Here is an 18,418-nt window from a genome sequence, read left to right on the forward strand (position 1 = left end):
AATAAAGTCTTCTACTCCACCACCAATGTAAAAAACTTTGCCATCTTTATATCTGTTTACGGTTACGCAGGCAAACTCCCTATAAAATTTATCGGCATATTTGTATAAGGATTTTGCATCGATTGGCCTTATAATATCCCTCCATACCTTTACCTTTGCCCTTTTGCCATTGCTATTTTCTATTTCTACAAATTGTCCTTCCTGTAGTGCTTCCACCTCTAAAACTTCGATGCCTGCTAAGTTTCTGAATATCCCAGGTAAAACTTCTCCTAAGATTAAATTATTATTTCTATCCTTAATCCCAGCTCTAAAGGACAAAATTAAAACTCCACCCTTTTCAACAAATTCCTCTAACTTCTTTTTAAATTATCATCCTGGATCATCATCACAGGTAGGAGTAGAACCTTGTATTTAGAAAAATCCTCCCTTGTTGAAATGACATCAATATTAACATTTTTCTTATAAAATAGCCTATAAAGCCTTAGGGCTTCCTTCACAAAATTAAAGGCAGTGCTTTGGGGTTGAATCCTCCATGACCAAATATTTTCATAATCATAAATAAGGGCAATGTCGGATTTAATAGGAGATCCTAAAATTTTTTCGTATTTAATTATGTCATTAAAGAAATCCTTAACCTCATTAAATTTTCTTCCCTCTCTATTATCATGGTCAATTACTCCAAAGCAAAATTCCTCCGTCCCAAAGGTTGCTGCCCTGTATCTAAAAAACAATATAGCCTCTGCACCATGGGCAACCGCTTGATATGCCCACATCTTTGCTTGGTTAGGTCTTGGAAGATAGCCTATAATATTATGTCCTTGAGCCCCCATAAGTTCTTCTAATATCCAAAAGTTTTTCCCTTTAAGTCCCCTTACAAAGTCAAGGTTCATAGCAATTTCTTCAGGAGGTATTGGCTCCCTTAAGCCTCCCCAAACTGGATAATTGTCATAGGAGGCTATATCCATATTTTTCACAAGCTCTTGATGGTCAAACAATTTATCAAAAATCCTCCGGCTATATTGGTCGTTATTATCTTTTTAGCGCCTAAAACTCTTTTTAATATATCCACCTGAAAATTAGCATAATCAACAATAGACTTTGAACGGAATCTTGCATAATCAAGTAACAGTGAAGGATTATGAAAGGTTATAGTTTTTAGGGGCAGTGGAACTTCATCAAAATCATTATATGTTTGACTCCAAAATACCGCCCCATAGGTTTTGTTTAAGGCGTCTATTTCCTTATATTTTTCCCTTAAAAATTTTCTAAAGGCTCTAAGGCAGTTTTCACAATAACAAATATCGCTTCCCTCATGGCCAAACTCGTTATCCACCTGCCATGCTATAATATTTTCCTCATGCTTATAATGCTCTGCTAAGGCCTCAACTATTTTTCTTGTATATTCATAATAAATCCCACTGTTAAAACAATACTGCCTTCTTCCACCAAAACTTCTTGCAATTAAATTTTCATCCTTTGAAAGTATTTCAGGATGTTTCTTTACAAGCCAAGCCGGTGGTGTTGCAGTTGGTGTCCCCAAAATGACCTTTATTCCATTTTTCTTTAATTTTTCAATTACCATATCAAAAATGAAAAATCAAAATTTCCCTCTTCCTTTTCGATGATATGCCAAGCAAACTCACCAATTCTAACTACATTAGCACCAAGCTTTTTAATCCTATCTATATCCTCGTCTAAATATTCCAAAGGCCAGTGTTCTGGATAATAGTCAACACCAAGTAGCATAATAAGCCTCCTTTATTGTTTTATAGAACCTGTTATAGATTGAATAAAGTATATTTATAGTGTAGTTAATATATAATGCCCTTAATAAACTCTAAAGGAAATTAATCGTGTCTAAGTATATTTAACCCCCTTTTATCAGGGGTTTTTAAAATTTTTTCGAATATGCTTATCTTTTATTTACATTTGTCATAATTACAAACTTAAAAGCAAATTCAACATGATGGCATTCTTTGAGGTGTCATCGTCGGTCCAATAACAAAAATATTACCTTCCTTATCAAATTCCATTCTGTCTATGCAAACCTGCCTATTTCCACTTGGGTTTTCTGGATATGTATGGATATGGTAAACTAAAAACATTTCGGTCCCATCAGGTGAAATTGTTACGCTATGGTGTCCAGGTCCTGAAATTAACTCATTGTTAGAATATAGTATAGGATTTTTTCATATTTTGTAAAAGGTCCTAATGGCTTATCAGAGGTAGCGTATCCTACTGAATAGTCCCTACTTGCATAAAAGTTGGCAGAATACATTAGGTAATATATACCTGATCTTTTTATAACAAAAGGTCCTTCATTCCAAAGCCATTCAGGTCCTGATTTTAATTCCCATTCCTGTTCTGGTTTTAATAATAGTTTTGGTTCTCCCTTAAGGTTCAACAAATCATCAGTAAGCTCTACCCCATATATATGACTTTCATGTTTCCCATCTATTATGTTCTCTGAACAATCCCTTGAAAAATACATATATTTTTTCCCATCATCATCAAAAACACATGAGCATCTATAGCTGCATACCCCAAATCAAACATAGGTCCATTAAAATAATCTTCAAATGGTCCTAAAGGTGATTTTGAAATCGCAAGGCCAATTCTTAAGCTGTTATTTTTCTTCCACCTGCATGTATAAAACATATAATACATATCCTTAAATTCTACAACTTCAGGTGCCCAAAAATCTTGATATCCCCAAAATTTTTCATCCGCCTTTAAGCAATAACCATATTCTTGCCAATCAACAAGGTTTTTGAATACCACACCTTAAATCCATCTATTGCTGAAGTGGCATAACAATAATACATTCCATCCTTTGCTTTTAATACGAACGGATCTCCAATTTCTTTTATTGATAAGGGGTTTGTGTAATATTTTTCCATTCTTGTCCCTCCTTAAAAATTCACCTGGGAGATGCCAGGTGCTAACCATTTATTATTTTTTTAATCTTTTCTGGATCAAATTTCATTTTATGATACCAATCCATTAAACCATTCATTTCTTGTTCTACATCAGTAAGTTGAGTATAGCAGAACCCACAAATATAAGGGATATCCATTATAGCATGTGTTATTTTCTTAAATCTTTCCAGGAATTCTTCTTCTGTTCTAACCTTATTACCATAACCCCAACCTTCCACATTTGAAAAAGCTATTCCTCCATATTCACTAAGCAATATAGGTTGTCCTTCATACTTATACCCTTCAGCAAAATTAAATTTGGGATTTATAATCGATGGTGCTCCGTTGACAATCTTCTCTTTCTCTAAATATAGCTTTCTAAAAATCTCTCCATCTTCAATATAATCATGTATTGTTAAAATGTCGCTTATAGTATGTTCCCAACCATCATTAGAAATTATAAGTCTTGAAGAATCTAATGATTTAATATAAAAATATAATGCATTTGCAAGGCTTTGTTGTTTTTTATTATTATAAATTTCATTTACACCCCAAGACTCATTCAAAAGGGTCCAAGTTATTATACACGGGTGATTATACTGTTGCTTAACAGCTTCCTGCCATTCATAAATAATGTTTTCTATAGCTATATCGTTAAATTCATAAGTTGATGGCATTTCTGCCCAAACCAAAAGGCCATATTTATCACAATAATATAAAAATCTTGGATCTTCAATCTTTTGATGTTTTCTTAAACCGTTAAATCCCATATCTTTTATTTTTTGATATCCTCTACGAACCATTCATCGCTTGGTGCAGTTAAAAGTCCATCTCCATAATAGCCTTGATCAAGTATAAGTTTTTGATAATACTCCTTGTTATTAAGAAGTATTTTACCATCTCTTATGCTTATTTTTCTCATTCCAAAATAACTCTCAACTTCATCCTTAATATTTCCATTATGAATAATTCTAAATTTTATATCATATAGTTTTGGTTCCTCAGGACTCCAATAATAAATTTTAAATTGAGCATTATCATCACAAACATCTAAAATAAATTTTTCTCTTTTTTGTTTTATTTCCGTCCAAAACTTCTTAATCATTTTACCTTCAAATGATATTTCAACTTCTAAAAGGCCATTTTCTAAAATGTTATTAAAATAGGCTTCTACTTCAATTGTTCTATCATCTATATCTGGAGTTATCTTTACCCTTTCTAAATGAAAATCATCTAAATTTTCTAACCAAACAGTTTGCCATATTCCTGTTGTTCTTGTATACCAACAGGCAAAATTATCTGCCTTCCATGTTTGTTTACCCCTTGGTTGTGTGCAGTCAAAGCTTCTATCTTCTACTCTGAGATACAAATCATTTTCACCATCATTTAAAAAGTCAGTAATATCAAATCTAAATGCAATATGTCCTCCTTTATGACTTCCTACAAAATTTCCATTAATATAAAGTTTAGTAAAATAATCAACAGCTCCAAAGTTTATGAAAATTCTTTTATCATTTTTATTAATATTTATTTTCCTATGATACCAAACTATATCGTGAACACTTCTATCCCCTATTCCGGATAATTTGCTCTGATAACAGAAAGGCACTAAAATTCTTCTTGAAAATTGCTTCCCTAAAAACCACTTTTCTTTTTCACCTAAATTAGCATCATCAAATTCGAAATCCCATTCACCATTTAAATTAATCCAATTGTTTCTTTTAAAATTTGGTCTAGGATACTCATTTCTAGGTATGTTCATTCTAGCCCATCCCTTCTTTAGTAATTTAATTTTAAGATATAAAAATTATCAAGATAAACAATACTATCTAAACTATTTATTCCAACACGCGATTTTGATATATTCCAATCTATTTTGCATATTTCAACTCCATCTAAATATAATCCTAAAACTTCATTAATCTTAACAACTCTTAAGCTATGATACTCCCTCAAATTTAATTTTTCTTTAAATAAATCTTTTACTCTAAACCTTTTATTGTATATTCTTCCATTAATAGCTTTTTCAATAATTATATTATCATCCTTTACTGAAACTCCAATATAATTTTTATTATCAATATAACTAACTAAAAATTTATGTTTCTTATTTTCTTCATATCTAAAGTCAAAACCCATCTCATAATTTGTAAGATCTTCATTTACTATCTTTTCCTTACCCTTTTCTATTAAAAGTTCACCGTTCAGTATTTTAAGATCAGAAAATAATCCCGTATCGTTATCGAAATTATCTTCAAAATAAGTAGTATATGCTATTCCATCATAGGAAACATCAGTTTTTTCAAAGAATAACCCTATATTGCCATTGTTTATATTAATCCTTTCTGTAAAATATAAAACTTTATCTATATAAAGCTTTATTAGATTGCCATTCTTATAAAGCAAATATTGATGATAGGTATCTTCTTTAAAATTATCATTTAACTTCTTTTCTATAATTTTTTCTTTTCCTTGATAGACATATTTTAAAATAATCTTTTTATTATATGGATTTAATGTAACGGTAACGTTATTATTTTCATCCAAATAGGAAGATATAAATCCTGCTTTTGAATTTTTATTATAACTATTTATTTTCATATTAACTTCATAAACATAGCTGTTAGAATTAACTTTATCATTGACTATAAAACCGTCATTGGAATTTGAAATAAGCTCATTTTCCTTTATTAAAAATTCACCCTTTATTATCCTCCAAGGTTCTTTAACTTTTTCTTCCTTACCATCAAACCAGTCTTGAAAATCTGGTTTTTCAGGTATAGGTCTATTATCCGCAGTCGGTCCATAGGTAAAAAGTTTATCATAATTGAAATATAGCCTATCTACTGCTAATTGCCTTTGAGGCCCTGTTTCCTCATATCTTTTAGTGTGGTAAACAATATAATAACAAACGTTATTAGGTGCAAAGGTAATATCATTATGTCCCGGGCTCATTGCACTTTCATTTGTCTTCATTATTGGATTTTTCTCATACTTTTTCCACGTTAAGTTGTCTGCCATACCAAGATTGCTAATAGGTTTATCAGCCGTTGCATATCCAACCGCATAGGATTTATCTGCGTAATTTCCTCCAGAATACATGAGATAATACTTACCATTTTTTTAAGAACTACTGGTCCTTCATTTATAACTTCTTCCCAAGGTTCAGATATGCTTATAACCCTAGTTTCTTCTGTATCAAAACTAAATGGATCCTTCATGTGTCTTACAACAATTCCATTAAAGCCTCCACCTACTTGATTGTAGTAAAAATATTTTTCACCATCTTCATCAACAAAAACAAAACCATCTATAGAATTTATATCTGTAACAATTGGATTATTTTCATAATCTCTAAATGGTCCTAAGGGATTATCAGAAATGGCAACCCCTATATTTCTACTTTCTGCTCCCTTTGATGGGTCTCCTGCAGAGTAGTATAAATAAAATTTTCCATTCTCATAGTGGATAGCTGGAGCCCAAAACCAATCAATGTTCCATACTCCTTCAAATATTCCGTTCGAAGGAGGGCCAGAATAAGCAACTCCTTTGTATTCCCAATTCACAAGATCTCGTGAGTGAAATACATTAAACCCAGGGATATCTGAAGTCCCATAAAGATAATATTCTCCGTTGTATTTTATAATAGTTGGATCTGCTATATTTATAACACTTGCACCATCTGGAACATATACAGGATTTTTATAAGTTGGGACAGAAAAATACAATTCATTATTAACATCGATATTCTTATCTAATTTAATATAAAATGCTAATGAAAAAGAAAAAATAATAATTAACCCTAATAGTATTCTTTTCAAATACATCACTCCTATGGATTACTCCTTAAGCCCACTTAATGCAATACCTTTAACAAAATATTTTTGTCCTAATAAGAATAATAATATAGGTGGAACAGCTGAAATTAATGCACCGGCCATTAATATTCCATAATTATGAATATATGTTCCTTGGAATATAGCAAGTCCTGCAGGTAAAGTTCTATTAGCTGCGTCATTTGTAACTAAAATAGGCCACAAAAAGTCATTCCAATTACCCATAAATGTAAATACAGCTAAAGTCATTAGAGCAGGTTTAGATAGTGGAAGAATTATTCTAAAATATATTGTAAAATAACTTGCACCATCAATTAATGCTGCTTCGTCTAAATCTTTAGGAATTCCCTCAAAAATTGCCTCAATAAAAATACTCCAAACACTCCTCCTAAACCCGGAAAAATCATAGCTGCAGGAGTATCTATCCAACCTAATTTATCTACAATTACATATGCAGGAATAAAATTTATAACCCCGGAATCATCATAGTAGCCATCATTGTCCAATAAATGGTTTCTTTATATTTAAATTTTAATCTTGCATAAGCAAACGCAGCAAGGGAGTCAAACAATAATATCAAAATTGTATGCGATAAAGCTATGAATAAGCTATTAAAAAACCATCTTAAAATTGGAGCATTTTCTTTGTCACTAAAGATTATTCTAAAATTATCCAAAGTTACTCTTTTAGGTATCCATCTTACAATAGGATCAATTACATCGCTTTCTGGCTTAAAAGCAGTTGATACAATCCAAAGCAAAGGAAGAAGCCATAATGTAGCTAGTATAACTGCTACAGAAAATAATAAAATTTTTTCTAATTGTTTTTTATTTTTATAGCTTTTCGTAAAATTAATTTTAGCTGTTTTACCTGTTTCTAACTTTTGCACAACAATCACCTCTATTCCTTTGGAGACAGCAGTTTATATTGGATTATACTAAATACAATCATCACTAGTCCCATCATTATAGCCATAGCTGAGGCTGAACCCATTCTATATTGGCCAAAGGCTACATCTCTAATATACATTAAAAGAACTTTCGTCGCATTTCCTGGGCCACCCCTTGTAACCATATAGGGCTGACCAAATATATTAAATTGTGCTAAAGTAGTCATTATAACTATAAATAATAAAGGTCTTTTTAACCCTGGTAATGTTACATACCAAAATTTCTGCCAACCGCTTGCGCCATCTATATCAGCAGCTTCATACAGCGTCTGTGGAATATCTTGAAGACCTGCTAAAAATAATATCATATTACCACCTATTATCCACCAAACGGTCATAGCAACAAGAGAAATCCATGCCCAAGGTAATTCTGCAAGCCATGGTATTCTTCCAATACCCAATTTTTCTAAATAGTAATTTACCAAACCTGCATTTGTATCTAGCATCCATAGCCAAATAAGTCCAACGCACGAAACCGATAAAACATTTGAGGCATAAAAAACACCTCTAAAAAAATTTCTAAACTTAAGATTTGGTGAATTTACAAGAAGTGCTAAAGCTAATGCAATAATAATCAGCGGCGGAACACTGAATATAACAAATTTAAATGTGTTGCCAAAGGCATTCCAAAACTCTAGATAATCAATTGTATCAGGTTTAAATAAATCAATATAATTTTTTAGACCAACAAATTTAGGTTTTGTCAAGTAGTCCCATTTATTTAAACTAATCCATATTCCAAGTCCAGTTGGTAAAATCATAAACACAATAAAAAATATAAACTGAGGAAGTATAAATAAATAGGGCTCAATTTTTTGCAACTTTTTATTCATCCTGCCACCTCTTTTCTAGAAAAGGAGGCAAAAAGCCTCCTTTATTCTTTATTTGCTTGAACCTGTTTTCGTGCTTTATCAGCAGCCTTTTGCAATGCTGAAGCTGGTGTGTCCTTTCCTAATATAACATTTGTTACAGCTTCTCCACTTGGTCCCCAAGCATCTGGGAAATATGGCGATGACACTGGGAATACAAGATAATCAGCCTGCTGTGCAAAGCCCATTTGATGCTTTAATGACTTAAATTCTTCACTTTCTCTTACTGAATTTCTAGCAGGAACTTGACCTGCCTTTGCCCATTCAATACTATGCTTTGTTATATAATCAATAAATGTCATAGCAGCTTCAAGCTTAACTGGATCCTGCTCCTTTTGTTTGAATATTACAAATTGATGGGATCCTGCCCAAACTGCTTTTGTTTACCCCATTGTGGAACTGGTGCTGTTGCAAAATTCAATCCCTGTTGTTCTTCGAAACCAGCAATCATCCAAATGCCATTTAAATGGAAGCCAAGTTTACCTTGTTTAAATAATGTAACTTCGCCATCCTGTGTTATGTTCTTAGGAGAAATTTGATATTTAAATACAGTATCTGCTAAAAATTGTAGTGCATCGATTGCTTCCTGTGATGTATAAAGTGGTTCTGTTCCGTCATCACTGGTTGCTTTTCCACCGAATTGATGAAGAACTGTCCAATATATTTGATGGCTTGGCCATAATGTAGGCATTGCAAATCCCCATTGGTCAATTTTTCCGTCACCATCTGTGTCTTTAGTCATTGCCTTTGCCATAGTTAAAAATTCTTCCATATTTGTTGGCGGATGATCAAATCCTGCTTGTTTTAATAGGTCAACATTATAGTAAAGTCCAAGTGGATGCACATCTAAAGGTATTCCATAACGTTTTCCTTCATAAATCCCTGCATCCCAAACAGCTTTGATAAAATCTGATTCTTTAAGATCTAGTTTCGCTGCGAGCTCATCAAGTGGAATTATAACACCCTTCTTTGCATATTTAGGCAATGTATCAACGTGCATTATACCAATATCTGGTGCTTTACCACTTGTAACTGATGTAATAATTTTATCATAATATTGTCCCCATTGCATAACTTGAGTTTTTACATTGATCTTTCCTTCATACTCTTTGTTAAATTGATCTATAATCTTTTGCATACCCTTCCCATCAGGTCCAGTAAATCCGTTCCAGAATTCTAATTGAACATTTTTAAACTCTGTTGGTTTATTACTTGTTGATTTTGAACAGCCTGAGAAAAGCGAAACTAACAATGTTAATACTAAAAGAAAAGCAGATACTTTTTTCATATAGACCCCCTAAAATTTTATTTTTCAAAAGTTTTTATAAATTTTAAACCATCCCCCTTAAGAAAACGTTTTTTAGAAAACCTTTTCTATAATAATTTTATATTATAGACAATTAAATTTCAATAATATTTTAGCTATTTATTAATATTTTTCTATTGCATTTTTAATATATTTAAAAAAGCATTTTAACTCCATCATCTATCCGGCTTATATAGAAACTTGGAGATATATTTGTTATTTCTTTATATTTTACTTCTATCTCTTTAATAAATTCCTCCAACAAATTGTTTTCCACAATTGCTATCCCACATCCACCAAAGCCTGCTCCGGTCATTCTTGCACCTATGCAGCCTTCAAATTTTAATGCTTCTTCAACTATCGTATCTAAATGCAGTCCAGTAACCTCATAATCATTTTTTAATGATTCATGGGATTTTACAAGAAGTTTCCCAAATTCTTTTATATTACCACCCTTCAAAAACTTAACCGCTTCTTTTACTCTTTGATTTTCAGTTATAACATGTCTTGCCCTTGTTTTTAAAAGGTTATCCTTTAAAAGCTCTAAATCTTCTAAAGTAGCATGGCAAAGGTTTTCTATTTTCTTATAATCATTTATATGTTTTAAAGCCATCTCACATTCATATCTTCTTTCGTTGTATTTTGACTCAGACAATTCCCTTTTTTATTTGTATTCATTATTACTAATGTATATCCCTTTAAATCCACAGGAACATATTCATATTCTAACGTGTTACAATCAAGGAGTATAGCATGATCCCTTTTACCCATAGCCACAGAAAATTGATCCATAATGCCGCAATTTACACCTATAAATTCATTTTCCGCCCTTTGACAGATTAAAGATAGCCAAACTCTATCTATTTTATCCCCCAATATTGGATATAACATTATATAGCCAGTTAAAATCTCTAAGGCTGCTGAACTTGAAAGGCCAGCTCCATCCGGCAAAGTGGATTCTAGGTATATATCAGCACCTTTAAGATTATATCCCTCTTCTTGAATGTATTTAATAACTCCCTTGGGATAGTTTCCCCATCCATCCTCTTCCTTGAACTGAATATCGTTTAAAGTAAATTCTACTTTGTTAACCATGTTTTTGAAACCAATCTTACTTTTTATCATCCCTATATCCAACAGCAGCATATATCCCAATAGAAAGAGCACAGGGGAAAACTAATCCACCGTTATAGTCTATATGCTCACCAATTAAGTTAACTCTTCCCGGTGAGAAAAAATATTGAATATCACCTCTTGTCCCAAAGTTATTCTCAAATCCATCCTTTAAAAGTGACTTGTCCAAGAAACTCACTCCTTTTTGCTGCTAACGAATTTTTCAAGGGCCCTTCTTAAATTTTCTGCAGCCTCCTCAACAGCCATAGTGTTTGCTGCTGCCCATGCCCCCATTTCAGATGAAGCATAAAACTTTAATTTATCCTTATCCCTAAGGGGAGGATAGAACTCTATATGGAAGTGATAATACTTTTCTGAGTCCTTGTATTCCTCTGAATTAACAGGCGTTTGATGAATACACATCATGTAGGGAAAGAGTCTATCAAATAAGGAATCAAAGGCCCCGGTTATATTCTTTAACATCTCTGCAAGGTTCCATTTTTCTTTATCTGTAAACTCAGTAAAGTTTCCTTTATGGGCTTTGCTTACTATAAAAACACCGTAGGGATAGTCAGTAAAAAGGGGATATAGGCTATAAAACTATCATTCTCGTAAATTATCCTTTCCTTAAAGTCAGTTTCCTCTTCATTCATCTGGCAAATCATGCATTTACCTTTTTCAAAGTAGTATTCCTTACAACTATCAAGTTCAACCTTTAGCTTTAGTGGAACAAAGGGATATGCATAAAGCTGTCCATGGGGATGGGGCATAGTAACTCCCACCTCTTCCCCTCTGTTTTCAAATTCAAAAATATACTTTATTTTTTCATCTTTAGAAAGCTCCCTAAATCTTTCAGTCCAAAGGTTAACAAGCTTATATATATGCTCTACTGAAAGCTCAGGCAGTGTTTTAGTGTGCTCAGGAGAATAAAGTATTACTTCACATTTTCCATAGTTCTCAGCCACGCGATAAAGATCCGAACCCTCGACATCGGGTTTATCCGGATTAAGCTTTAGCGCTGGAAAGTCGTTATCATATTTTAAAACATCATAATGCTCAGGAACCCTTCCCGAACCTGGACAAAAGGGGCACCAATCCTTTGGCATGTTTGGACGTGCTTGTCTATTTGAAGCAACCATTGTCCATGTTTTTAAAAGAGGATTCCATCTTAGCTCCGACATCCTACCCCTCCTATCTAAATCACATAATTTATATTTTCATCCTATAGAGCTTTGCAAAATTTTTAGCCTAATAATTACAAGCGTATATGATATTTTGTCTAACCTCTATTAGAAAACGTTTTCTATTATCATTATAAACCACTATCCTATTATTTGTCAATTATGCTATATAATTCTCCATCAAAAATTTCCCATTCTTCAATATGTTCTATATGTTCATCGGGTTTTATCCTTTTTAAAGGCGATAATGTTTCCATCTCAAGCATAAAGTTGTTTGTATATGTCTCGTAGGATACTCCAAAGTCAGGGTAAGCTTCTCCCTCTATATGCTGATATCTTTTTATAAAGGTTACTCCATGGTTTATATATGCTGCCCATCCAGATTGGTTGTTTAATCCTATTTTAAAGGGAACTATTGCATTTTCATCCTGCCTTATGATTATATACTTTTCACCCCAGGTAACTCTTTTATCATTTAGCCTTGTATATGGCCATATTGCAATATTCATATTAGGTAAAAGTTCTGTATCCTTAGTATTAATAGGAATTATCTCAACTCCTCCTTTGTCCATAACAGTAAGGGCCCAAACTGAAAGTTCGATATCCCATGCGTTTTTATTTATAATCCTATGGACAATCTTTACCTTGCTTTCCCTTTCATCTAAAATAATCTCCATCTCTTTAATAACTTGTCTCCATTTTTCATAAATTGAAACCTTAATTCCACCTTCTATTTTTTCGTAATCAACAGGGTAATTATCCGGATAATAGGTTCTTGGATTTGCCTCCGGTGAATGCCAAAGCCTATGGCCTCCATATATATACCAATATTCATCACCAGACTTTACTTTAAACTCTGTGTTTTCACAAAATAAATTCTCCCTTCCCTTAAAACCAAACCTTATAATCCTTGGTCCAACATCTAAAGTTACTAAAAGATCGCACTTTTCGTTTGAAAGCTCAAGGCATCGTCCAAAACTTTTGTAGCTTATTTCTTTTACTGTGATACTCATAATAATCCCCCTTTAGAAATCCTTTTCTGTATTGTTAAAAATATAAGCTCGTGGAGCGAGCTTATATATTCTTCAAAATAATCTCCAAAAGCTCCTTTATATCCTTATTATGCTGCTCTGAAGCTAAGGCAAAGGATATTAAAACCTTCTCAAATATATTAATATTGTTCTCATCAACAATCCATGCATAAATATTTTCCTGTTTCTTTTTCAATATCTTAAAGTATGGGCAGACATAAATCATACTTTGGTATCCTGCTGCAAGCTGCATCTGTTTTCTTTCCATTTCAATAAAATAATCTTTATCCTCAAGAATTGCTAAAGGTAGAATCCTTTTAAATATTTTAAATTTATCAAATAAAACTTCCTCTGTTTTTTCACCTACAATCGGAAAATTATCAAGATAATTTTTCTTTTCATGTATTTCTTCTGTTAAGCTGATAATCCTTTCTATATCAGAAGTCCTTAAAAAGCCTAAATCCAATGCATATTTTATAATCACCATAAGCTCTGCAGGATACTTTTTACCCTTTGTCCATTTCTTTCCCGAATGTAAAGGTAATTATCACCCTCTAAATACTGAACTTTATAGCCATCATCGCTTTTTACCTTTGTGTCATATCCAATCTGCCATTCTACATATGCACTTTCAACCATTAAAGCCTCATCTGGTTTTAAAAACCTTTCCCCCATGTAATTTCTTCTTTCCTTTAAGCGTATTTTAGAAGCGTTATTTTTAATAAAAAAATTAATATGAATCTTGCCATCCTCAACAGTAATAGTAGGATTTATAATGATTTTTACCACAATAAAACCCCCTAATATTTTATTCTACATAAAAGCCAAAAATCCTTTATGTTAATTCCTCTTCCATTATCTTTGATAATTCTATAATGTTTTTATCCTTGTTTTTATCATATATTTTAGTAATTTTATCCCAAGGAATTTTTATATCTAAAAGCTTTTGTTTTGATATATTAGGTGTTCCCGTCCCTATACAGCGTCTTTTCATTTTATCCTTAAAATTTTTAGTTAAAAAGTATGAACAAAGGGCTATGCTATATTCTTTATTCTTAGGCCTTATAATATGGAACCAATCATCTGCTACGCTTCCCTTTGTAATTTCGTCTATAACTATGCACCTTCCCATAGTTCCCTGTCCAACTCTGCAAAATACTATGTCGCCTTTTTAAGAATATATTTTTCATTTATTTCACCTTTAAAATATAAAATATTATCCTCTAAAAAAGTTCCCCATCCAACATTTTTGCAGTTATGTAAATTCTGTCAGTCCTTTCAGTCGTGATCCTTTCCTTTCTTTCTTCTTTATAAAATCCCTTTCCTGAGAAGGCTTCATCAACTAGATCTATAAGCTTTACTCCATCGCTATCTTCATCATAGAAATAATAAAGGGGATTTAAGTTGTTAATATCTAGTAATTTTTCAATATAATTTACTTCTATCGGGGTTAATTTAGTGATAAGTCCAAATTTACATATATCGTTGTTGGGATTATCCCTTTTTATCCCAATTATTATGATAGTCGACGCATTATTTTTAAAAATACCTGGTTCAAGATAAAGAATCTCTTTAAGCTGAATTTTTTATTTAAAAAGTCCCTAACATCCTGAAGATTTGAAGCACCTGCTATACCTAAGGGCAGAATTATCCCCAAAACTCCATTGGGCTTCAAAGGTCAATAAATTTTTCCAAAAAAGCACTTCAATTGCTTGGGATCTCTTACCTTTTCCTAACTTGAATCTACTTAGGATATTTTTATCTTCAACCCTATTATATTTTGAAGAAAAGGGTGGATTCCCAACAGCCATGTCATATTCTTCTCTTTTTCTAAAGTTAAGGCGTTAAGTATTTTTACCCTATCTACAAAATCAAGGGCTAATAAATTAAAAACCTCCTCATCGATGTCATATCCCTCAAAATATAAAATCCCCTTATCTTTTAGAGAAGTTAAAAAGCTCCCATCACCACAGGCTGGGTCTATGGCCTTTATGTTACTAATTTCTCTTCCAAGGTAATATAAACATCTTTCAACAATAAAGTTTGAAATTTCTAAAGGTGTAAAGTATTGCCCATATATCTTTTCCTTTTTATTAAAATGCTTTTGAATTTGATCCATTTCCATCCCTCTACTCATCGTTTGGCGTTACTTAAATTATATTTTTTATGTCCCTTTATGTCAAACGGTGAAGCATAACAATACAATATATTAAGGGGTGGTTTTCATGAAATTTATTAAAAAGAATTGTAAGATTTTAAGATATATATTGCTCCTTGTAATATCCATCATTCCAACATTATTTACCAGTGCTTCCTTCTATCGAATAAACATGAATACAAGCATAGAAGGAGTTGCAAAAACTTTAGAGATAATTGCAAGAAGACAGCTTGTTTCAGTTATAGACTGGAAAAACGAATTTTTATATGATCTTAACGCCCTTGCACAATTAAGTGCCTTTCAAAACTTAAACATAAATGAATTATCAAAGATAATAGAATACATGAAATTCAATAAACCCGCCTACAGGGAAATATATGTTATAAATTCTAAAAATGAAATACTCTATGGATATACAGCCAATAAAAAGAATTTTTAAATTCCTTTGTAATTAAAAATGCCCTGAGCGGAGTTGAAAAAATGTCGGAGGTTACAAAGGTTAATAACAAGCTTTATATTGATATCGCAGTTCCGATATTTAGCGAAGATAACTCCATTGGAGCTATATGTGCAAGGATAGACCTTGAATATTTAAACGATCTTATGAAATCAATAGAAAAGGACGAAACTATAGAATCCTTTATAGTCGATAAAAACGGGCTTTTCCTTACCGATTCAAGACATCTTCCAGATGCTGTAGGTAACCTTAAAATTGACCTTCAAAGAGTAAAAACAAGCATAGACTTTTCAAAGACTCTAGCTTATAAAGATTATAGGGGGACAGATGTTTACGGATGTTACTTTAACGTTAATGACACAGGATGGACGTTAATCGTTCAAAAAGATGCGGACTCTGTAAAAAACAAAATCAAACCATAATAGATATAGGGAAATACACCTCTTTATTTCAGCTTTTAGGACTTTTAGCCCTTAGAAAATTAAAGGAGGATAACGCTATATCAAAGGAAATGGCGGATTTGATTGAAGATAATATAAAAAGAGAAAAAGTCCTAACAGGACTTATATTCAAAAGTGGGTGTCTAGAAGACAACCCACTTTGATTATCTTGTAACTACTGTTCCAGTTAATCCTTTTAGTGCCTCCCTTGCCTTTTCAAGGGATGTTATTACAGCCTTTCTTCCTTCCTTTGATTCAGCAAACATAACAGCAGCTTTAACCTTTGGAAGCATTGAACCTGGAGCAAAATGGCCTTCCTCCATATACTTCTTAGCTTCCTCAACTGTCATTGTATCAAGGTCCTTTTGGTCTGGTTTATTAAAGTTAATTGCAACCTTTTCAACAGCAGTAAGGATGATAAGCTCATCTGCATCAAGAATTTCTGCTATCTTTTCTGAAGCAAGGTCTTTATCTATAACTGCTGCAACACCTTCTAGTGCTCCATCTTCCTTTTGAATAACTGGAACACCACCACCTCCAACAGTTATAACAACATGTCCTGCTTCAACAAGTGTCTTTACGATTTCCTTTTCAACAACATCTATTGGCATTGGTGATGGAACAACTCTTCTCCAACCTCTTCCAGCATCCTCCTTCATAACATAGCCCTTTTCAGCCATGAGCTTTTTAGCTTGTTCTTCTGTAAAGAAGGAACCTACTGGCTTTGTTGGGTTTTTAAATCCTGGATCGTTTTTATCAACTACAACTTGAGTTACAATTGCAGCAATGCTCTTATTTATATTTCTTCTAACCATTTCTTCTCTTATAGCCTGTTGTAGATGGTATCCTATATATCCTTGGCTCATTGCACCGCATTCTGGGAAGGGCATAACAGGGTTGTTTTCATTTACTGAGTTTGCCATTTCATAAGTTGCAACAATTTGTCCAACTTGTGGACCATTTCCATGGGCGATTATAACTTCGTGGCCATCTTCGATAAGGTCAACTATAGCCTTTGCAGTTTGATGTGCTGTTTGAAGTTGTGCTTCTGCTGATATATCCTTTGGATTTGCTTGAAGAGCATTTCCCCTAATGCAACAACTATTCTTGCCATAAATAAACTCCTCTCCTTTGTTTAATTTAAGGGCAGCTATGCTGCCCTTTTATTATAGTGTAGCCACCATAACAGCCTTTATTGTATGTAGTCTGTTTTCAGCTTCATCAAATACAACTGAATGTCTGCTTCTAAACACTTCATCTTCAACTTCTCTTACGTCAAGTCCTCTTTCCTTGGCTTCCTTTGCAACCTTTGTTTCAAAGTCGTGGAAGGATGGTAAGCAGTGCATGAAGATTACATCTGGATTTTCAGTCTTTTTAATCATATCCATAGTTACTCTATACTTAGTTAAAAGTCTTACTCTTTCTGGCATTTGATCTTCTTCACCCATTGATACCCAAACGTCAGTGTAGATTACATCTGCTCCCTTTACAGCCTCATCTATGTTATCAGTAACTTCAATCTTTGCTCCTGTTTCCTTTGCAACTTCCTTCATTTCTTCAACAACCTTTGAATCTGGCCATAATTCTTGTGGTCCTAAAAGAACATAGTGCATTCCCATCTTTGCAGCACCATACATTAGGGCATAAGCCATGTTGTTTCTAGTATCTCCAACGAAAACCATCTTAACCTTGTTAAGTGGCTTTGCAACATGTTCTTCGATTGTCATAAGGTCTGCAAGAACCTGTGTTGGATGGTCGATATCAGTTAAACCATTCCATACAGGAACTCCTGAGTATTTAGCAAGAAGTTCAACTGTTTCCTGTTTAAATCCTCTAAATTCGATTCCGTCATAGTATCTTCCAAGAACCTTTGCAGTATCTTCAAGTGATTCTTTTTACCCATTTGTGAGTCATTTGCACCAAGGAAAGTAACATGTGCACCTTCATCAAGTGCTGCAACTTCAAAGGCACATCTTGTTCTTGTTGATGTCTTTTCAAATAATAGAACTATGTTCTTTCCTTCTAAAAGATTTTGTCTTATTCCTGCTCTTTTCTTTGCCTTAAGGTCATGGGATAAATCAAGTAAGTATCTAATTTCTAGCGGAGTAAAGTCCTTAAGAGTTAAAAAGCTTCTTCCTTTTAAATTTACTGGCATTTTTT

At 32.9% G+C, this 18,418-nt stretch carries 19 protein-coding genes and 6 pseudogenes; 2 read left to right on the plus strand and 23 right to left on the minus strand.

Features of this window, described 5'->3' with window-relative positions:
- Window positions 1-18: 18 nt before the first annotated feature.
- From PWK10_RS18850 to PWK10_RS13080, 21 genes and pseudogenes are all read right to left on the minus strand, one after another.
- Window positions 19-965 (minus strand): annotated as a pseudogene (locus tag PWK10_RS18850) (beta-galactosidase); the annotation flags it as partial.
- Between the two features lie 5 nt (window positions 966-970).
- A pseudogene (locus tag PWK10_RS12970) lies at window positions 971-1,746 on the minus strand (beta-galactosidase).
- 212 nt (window positions 1,747-1,958) lie between these two features.
- A complete protein-coding gene (locus tag PWK10_RS12980) occupies window positions 1,959-2,180 on the minus strand; it encodes a family 43 glycosylhydrolase (RefSeq protein WP_342455797.1) in 222 nt (73 codons plus the stop codon).
- A pseudogene (locus PWK10_RS20005) lies at window positions 2,156-2,781 on the minus strand (family 43 glycosylhydrolase). Before PWK10_RS20005 ends, PWK10_RS12980 begins: the two are co-directional and overlap by 25 nt.
- Window positions 2,733-2,900 (minus strand): hypothetical protein, encoded by a 168-nt coding sequence (locus PWK10_RS12995; protein ID WP_274766331.1) that lies wholly within the window; start codon window positions 2,898-2,900, stop codon window positions 2,733-2,735. Before PWK10_RS12995 ends, PWK10_RS20005 begins: the two are co-directional and overlap by 49 nt.
- 41 nt (window positions 2,901-2,941) lie before the next feature.
- The gene (locus tag PWK10_RS13000; protein ID WP_274766332.1) at window positions 2,942-3,688 is read right to left on the minus strand and encodes a glycoside hydrolase family 2 TIM barrel-domain containing protein; all 747 of its coding nucleotides are present in this window, start codon (window positions 3,686-3,688) and stop codon (window positions 2,942-2,944) included.
- Between the two features lie 5 nt (window positions 3,689-3,693).
- Entirely contained in the window at window positions 3,694-4,680 is a 987-nt protein-coding gene (locus tag PWK10_RS13005; protein ID WP_274766333.1) for a glycoside hydrolase family 2 protein, read from the minus strand.
- Window positions 4,681-4,697: 17 nt separating this feature from the next.
- Window positions 4,698-6,745: pseudogene (locus tag PWK10_RS20010) on the minus strand (glycoside hydrolase family 43 protein).
- Between the two features lie 12 nt (window positions 6,746-6,757).
- On the minus strand, window positions 6,758-7,183 hold the full coding sequence (locus PWK10_RS13015) for a carbohydrate ABC transporter permease (RefSeq protein ID WP_274766334.1): 426 nt from the start codon (window positions 7,181-7,183) through the stop codon (window positions 6,758-6,760).
- A 37-nt stretch (window positions 7,184-7,220) separates the two neighbouring features.
- On the minus strand, window positions 7,221-7,643 hold the full coding sequence (locus PWK10_RS13020; protein WP_274766335.1) for a hypothetical protein: 423 nt from the start codon (window positions 7,641-7,643) through the stop codon (window positions 7,221-7,223).
- An 11-nt stretch (window positions 7,644-7,654) separates the two neighbouring features.
- Window positions 7,655-8,536: a carbohydrate ABC transporter permease gene (locus PWK10_RS13025; protein WP_274766336.1), complete on the minus strand. Its 882-nt coding sequence runs from the start codon at window positions 8,534-8,536 to the stop codon at window positions 7,655-7,657.
- Window positions 8,537-8,577: 41 nt separating this feature from the next.
- Entirely contained in the window at window positions 8,578-8,874 is a 297-nt protein-coding gene (locus PWK10_RS13030) for a hypothetical protein (protein ID WP_274766337.1), read from the minus strand.
- 44 nt (window positions 8,875-8,918) lie between these two features.
- A complete protein-coding gene (locus PWK10_RS13035) occupies window positions 8,919-9,860 on the minus strand; it encodes an ABC transporter substrate-binding protein (RefSeq protein ID WP_274766338.1) in 942 nt (313 codons plus the stop codon).
- A 172-nt stretch (window positions 9,861-10,032) separates the two neighbouring features.
- Window positions 10,033-11,181 (minus strand): annotated as a pseudogene (locus PWK10_RS18865) (galactokinase).
- Between the two features lie 5 nt (window positions 11,182-11,186).
- Complete coding sequence (locus PWK10_RS18870) at window positions 11,187-11,543, minus strand: hypothetical protein (RefSeq protein WP_342455798.1); 357 nt, start codon at window positions 11,541-11,543, stop codon at window positions 11,187-11,189.
- Window positions 11,540-12,172 carry a galactose-1-phosphate uridylyltransferase gene (galT, locus tag PWK10_RS18875; protein WP_342455528.1) on the minus strand — a complete coding sequence of 211 codons (633 nt, stop codon included), beginning with the start codon at window positions 12,170-12,172 and terminating at the stop codon, window positions 11,540-11,542. Before galT ends, PWK10_RS18870 begins: the two co-directional genes overlap by 4 nt.
- Window positions 12,173-12,321: 149 nt before the next feature.
- The gene (locus PWK10_RS13060) at window positions 12,322-13,185 is read right to left on the minus strand and encodes a hypothetical protein (RefSeq protein WP_274766343.1); all 864 of its coding nucleotides are present in this window, start codon (window positions 13,183-13,185) and stop codon (window positions 12,322-12,324) included.
- A 61-nt stretch (window positions 13,186-13,246) separates the two neighbouring features.
- Complete coding sequence (locus tag PWK10_RS13065; RefSeq protein WP_274766344.1) at window positions 13,247-13,690, minus strand: hypothetical protein; 444 nt, start codon at window positions 13,688-13,690, stop codon at window positions 13,247-13,249.
- Window positions 13,684-13,992 (minus strand): hypothetical protein, encoded by a 309-nt coding sequence (locus PWK10_RS13070; protein WP_274766345.1) that lies wholly within the window; start codon window positions 13,990-13,992, stop codon window positions 13,684-13,686. Before PWK10_RS13070 ends, PWK10_RS13065 begins: the two co-directional genes overlap by 7 nt.
- Before the next feature lie 46 nt (window positions 13,993-14,038).
- Window positions 14,039-14,365 (minus strand): restriction endonuclease subunit S, encoded by a 327-nt coding sequence (locus PWK10_RS13075; protein ID WP_342455799.1) that lies wholly within the window; start codon window positions 14,363-14,365, stop codon window positions 14,039-14,041.
- 585 nt (window positions 14,366-14,950) lie between these two features.
- Window positions 14,951-15,322 (minus strand): N-6 DNA methylase, encoded by a 372-nt coding sequence (locus PWK10_RS13080; RefSeq protein ID WP_274766347.1) that lies wholly within the window; start codon window positions 15,320-15,322, stop codon window positions 14,951-14,953.
- A gap of 106 nt (window positions 15,323-15,428) precedes the next feature.
- Here PWK10_RS13080 and PWK10_RS13085 point away from each other — a divergent pair, with 106 nt between their 5' ends.
- Together PWK10_RS13085 and PWK10_RS13090 are read left to right on the plus strand one after the other, a co-directional pair.
- The gene (locus PWK10_RS13085) at window positions 15,429-15,800 is read left to right on the plus strand and encodes a hypothetical protein (protein WP_274766348.1); all 372 of its coding nucleotides are present in this window, start codon (window positions 15,429-15,431) and stop codon (window positions 15,798-15,800) included.
- A 41-nt stretch (window positions 15,801-15,841) separates the two neighbouring features.
- A complete protein-coding gene (locus tag PWK10_RS13090) occupies window positions 15,842-16,240 on the plus strand; it encodes a cache domain-containing protein (protein ID WP_274766349.1) in 399 nt (132 codons plus the stop codon).
- Between the two features lie 182 nt (window positions 16,241-16,422).
- Here the strand turns inward: PWK10_RS13090 and arcC are convergent, their stop codons facing one another.
- Entirely contained in the window at window positions 16,423-17,352 is a 930-nt protein-coding gene (arcC, locus tag PWK10_RS13095; RefSeq protein ID WP_274768275.1) for a carbamate kinase, read from the minus strand.
- A 72-nt stretch (window positions 17,353-17,424) separates the two neighbouring features.
- A pseudogene (gene argF, locus PWK10_RS13100) lies at window positions 17,425-18,413 on the minus strand (ornithine carbamoyltransferase).
- Window positions 18,414-18,418: the final 5 nt, after the last annotated feature.

Source organism: Caloramator sp. Dgby_cultured_2, from assembly GCF_028872215.1.
Classification (GTDB): domain Bacteria; phylum Bacillota; class Clostridia; order Clostridiales; family Caloramatoraceae; genus Caloramator; species Caloramator australicus.

What these genes read in the sequence shown, in the direction of transcription:
- PWK10_RS12995 (WP_274766331.1), bottom strand. Translation starts at nt 2,900, where the DNA reads ATGGAAAAATATTACACAAACCCCTTATCAATAAAAGAAATTGGAGAT.
- PWK10_RS13000 (WP_274766332.1), bottom strand. Translation starts at nt 3,688, where the DNA reads ATGGGATTTAACGGTTTAAGAAAACATCAAAAGATTGAAGATCCAAGA.
- PWK10_RS13005 (WP_274766333.1), bottom strand. Translation starts at nt 4,680, where the DNA reads ATGAACATACCTAGAAATGAGTATCCTAGACCAAATTTTAAAAGAAAC.
- PWK10_RS13025 (WP_274766336.1), bottom strand. Translation starts at nt 8,536, where the DNA reads ATGAATAAAAAGTTGCAAAAAATTGAGCCCTATTTATTTATACTTCCT.
- PWK10_RS13030 (WP_274766337.1), bottom strand. Translation starts at nt 8,874, where the DNA reads ATGACATTTATTGATTATATAACAAAGCATAGTATTGAATGGGCAAAG.
- PWK10_RS13035 (WP_274766338.1), bottom strand. Translation starts at nt 9,860, where the DNA reads ATGAAAAAAGTATCTGCTTTTCTTTTAGTATTAACATTGTTAGTTTCG.
- galT (WP_342455528.1), bottom strand. Translation starts at nt 12,172, where the DNA reads ATGTCGGAGCTAAGATGGAATCCTCTTTTAAAAACATGGACAATGGTT.
- PWK10_RS13060 (WP_274766343.1), bottom strand. Translation starts at nt 13,185, where the DNA reads ATGAGTATCACAGTAAAAGAAATAAGCTACAAAAGTTTTGGACGATGC.
- PWK10_RS13065 (WP_274766344.1), bottom strand. Translation starts at nt 13,690, where the DNA reads ATGGTGATTATAAAATATGCATTGGATTTAGGCTTTTTAAGGACTTCT.
- PWK10_RS13080 (WP_274766347.1), bottom strand. Translation starts at nt 15,322, where the DNA reads ATGGATCAAATTCAAAAGCATTTTAATAAAAAGGAAAAGATATATGGG.
- PWK10_RS13085 (WP_274766348.1), top strand. Translation starts at nt 15,429, where the DNA reads ATGAAATTTATTAAAAAGAATTGTAAGATTTTAAGATATATATTGCTC.
- PWK10_RS13090 (WP_274766349.1), top strand. Translation starts at nt 15,842, where the DNA reads ATGTCGGAGGTTACAAAGGTTAATAACAAGCTTTATATTGATATCGCA.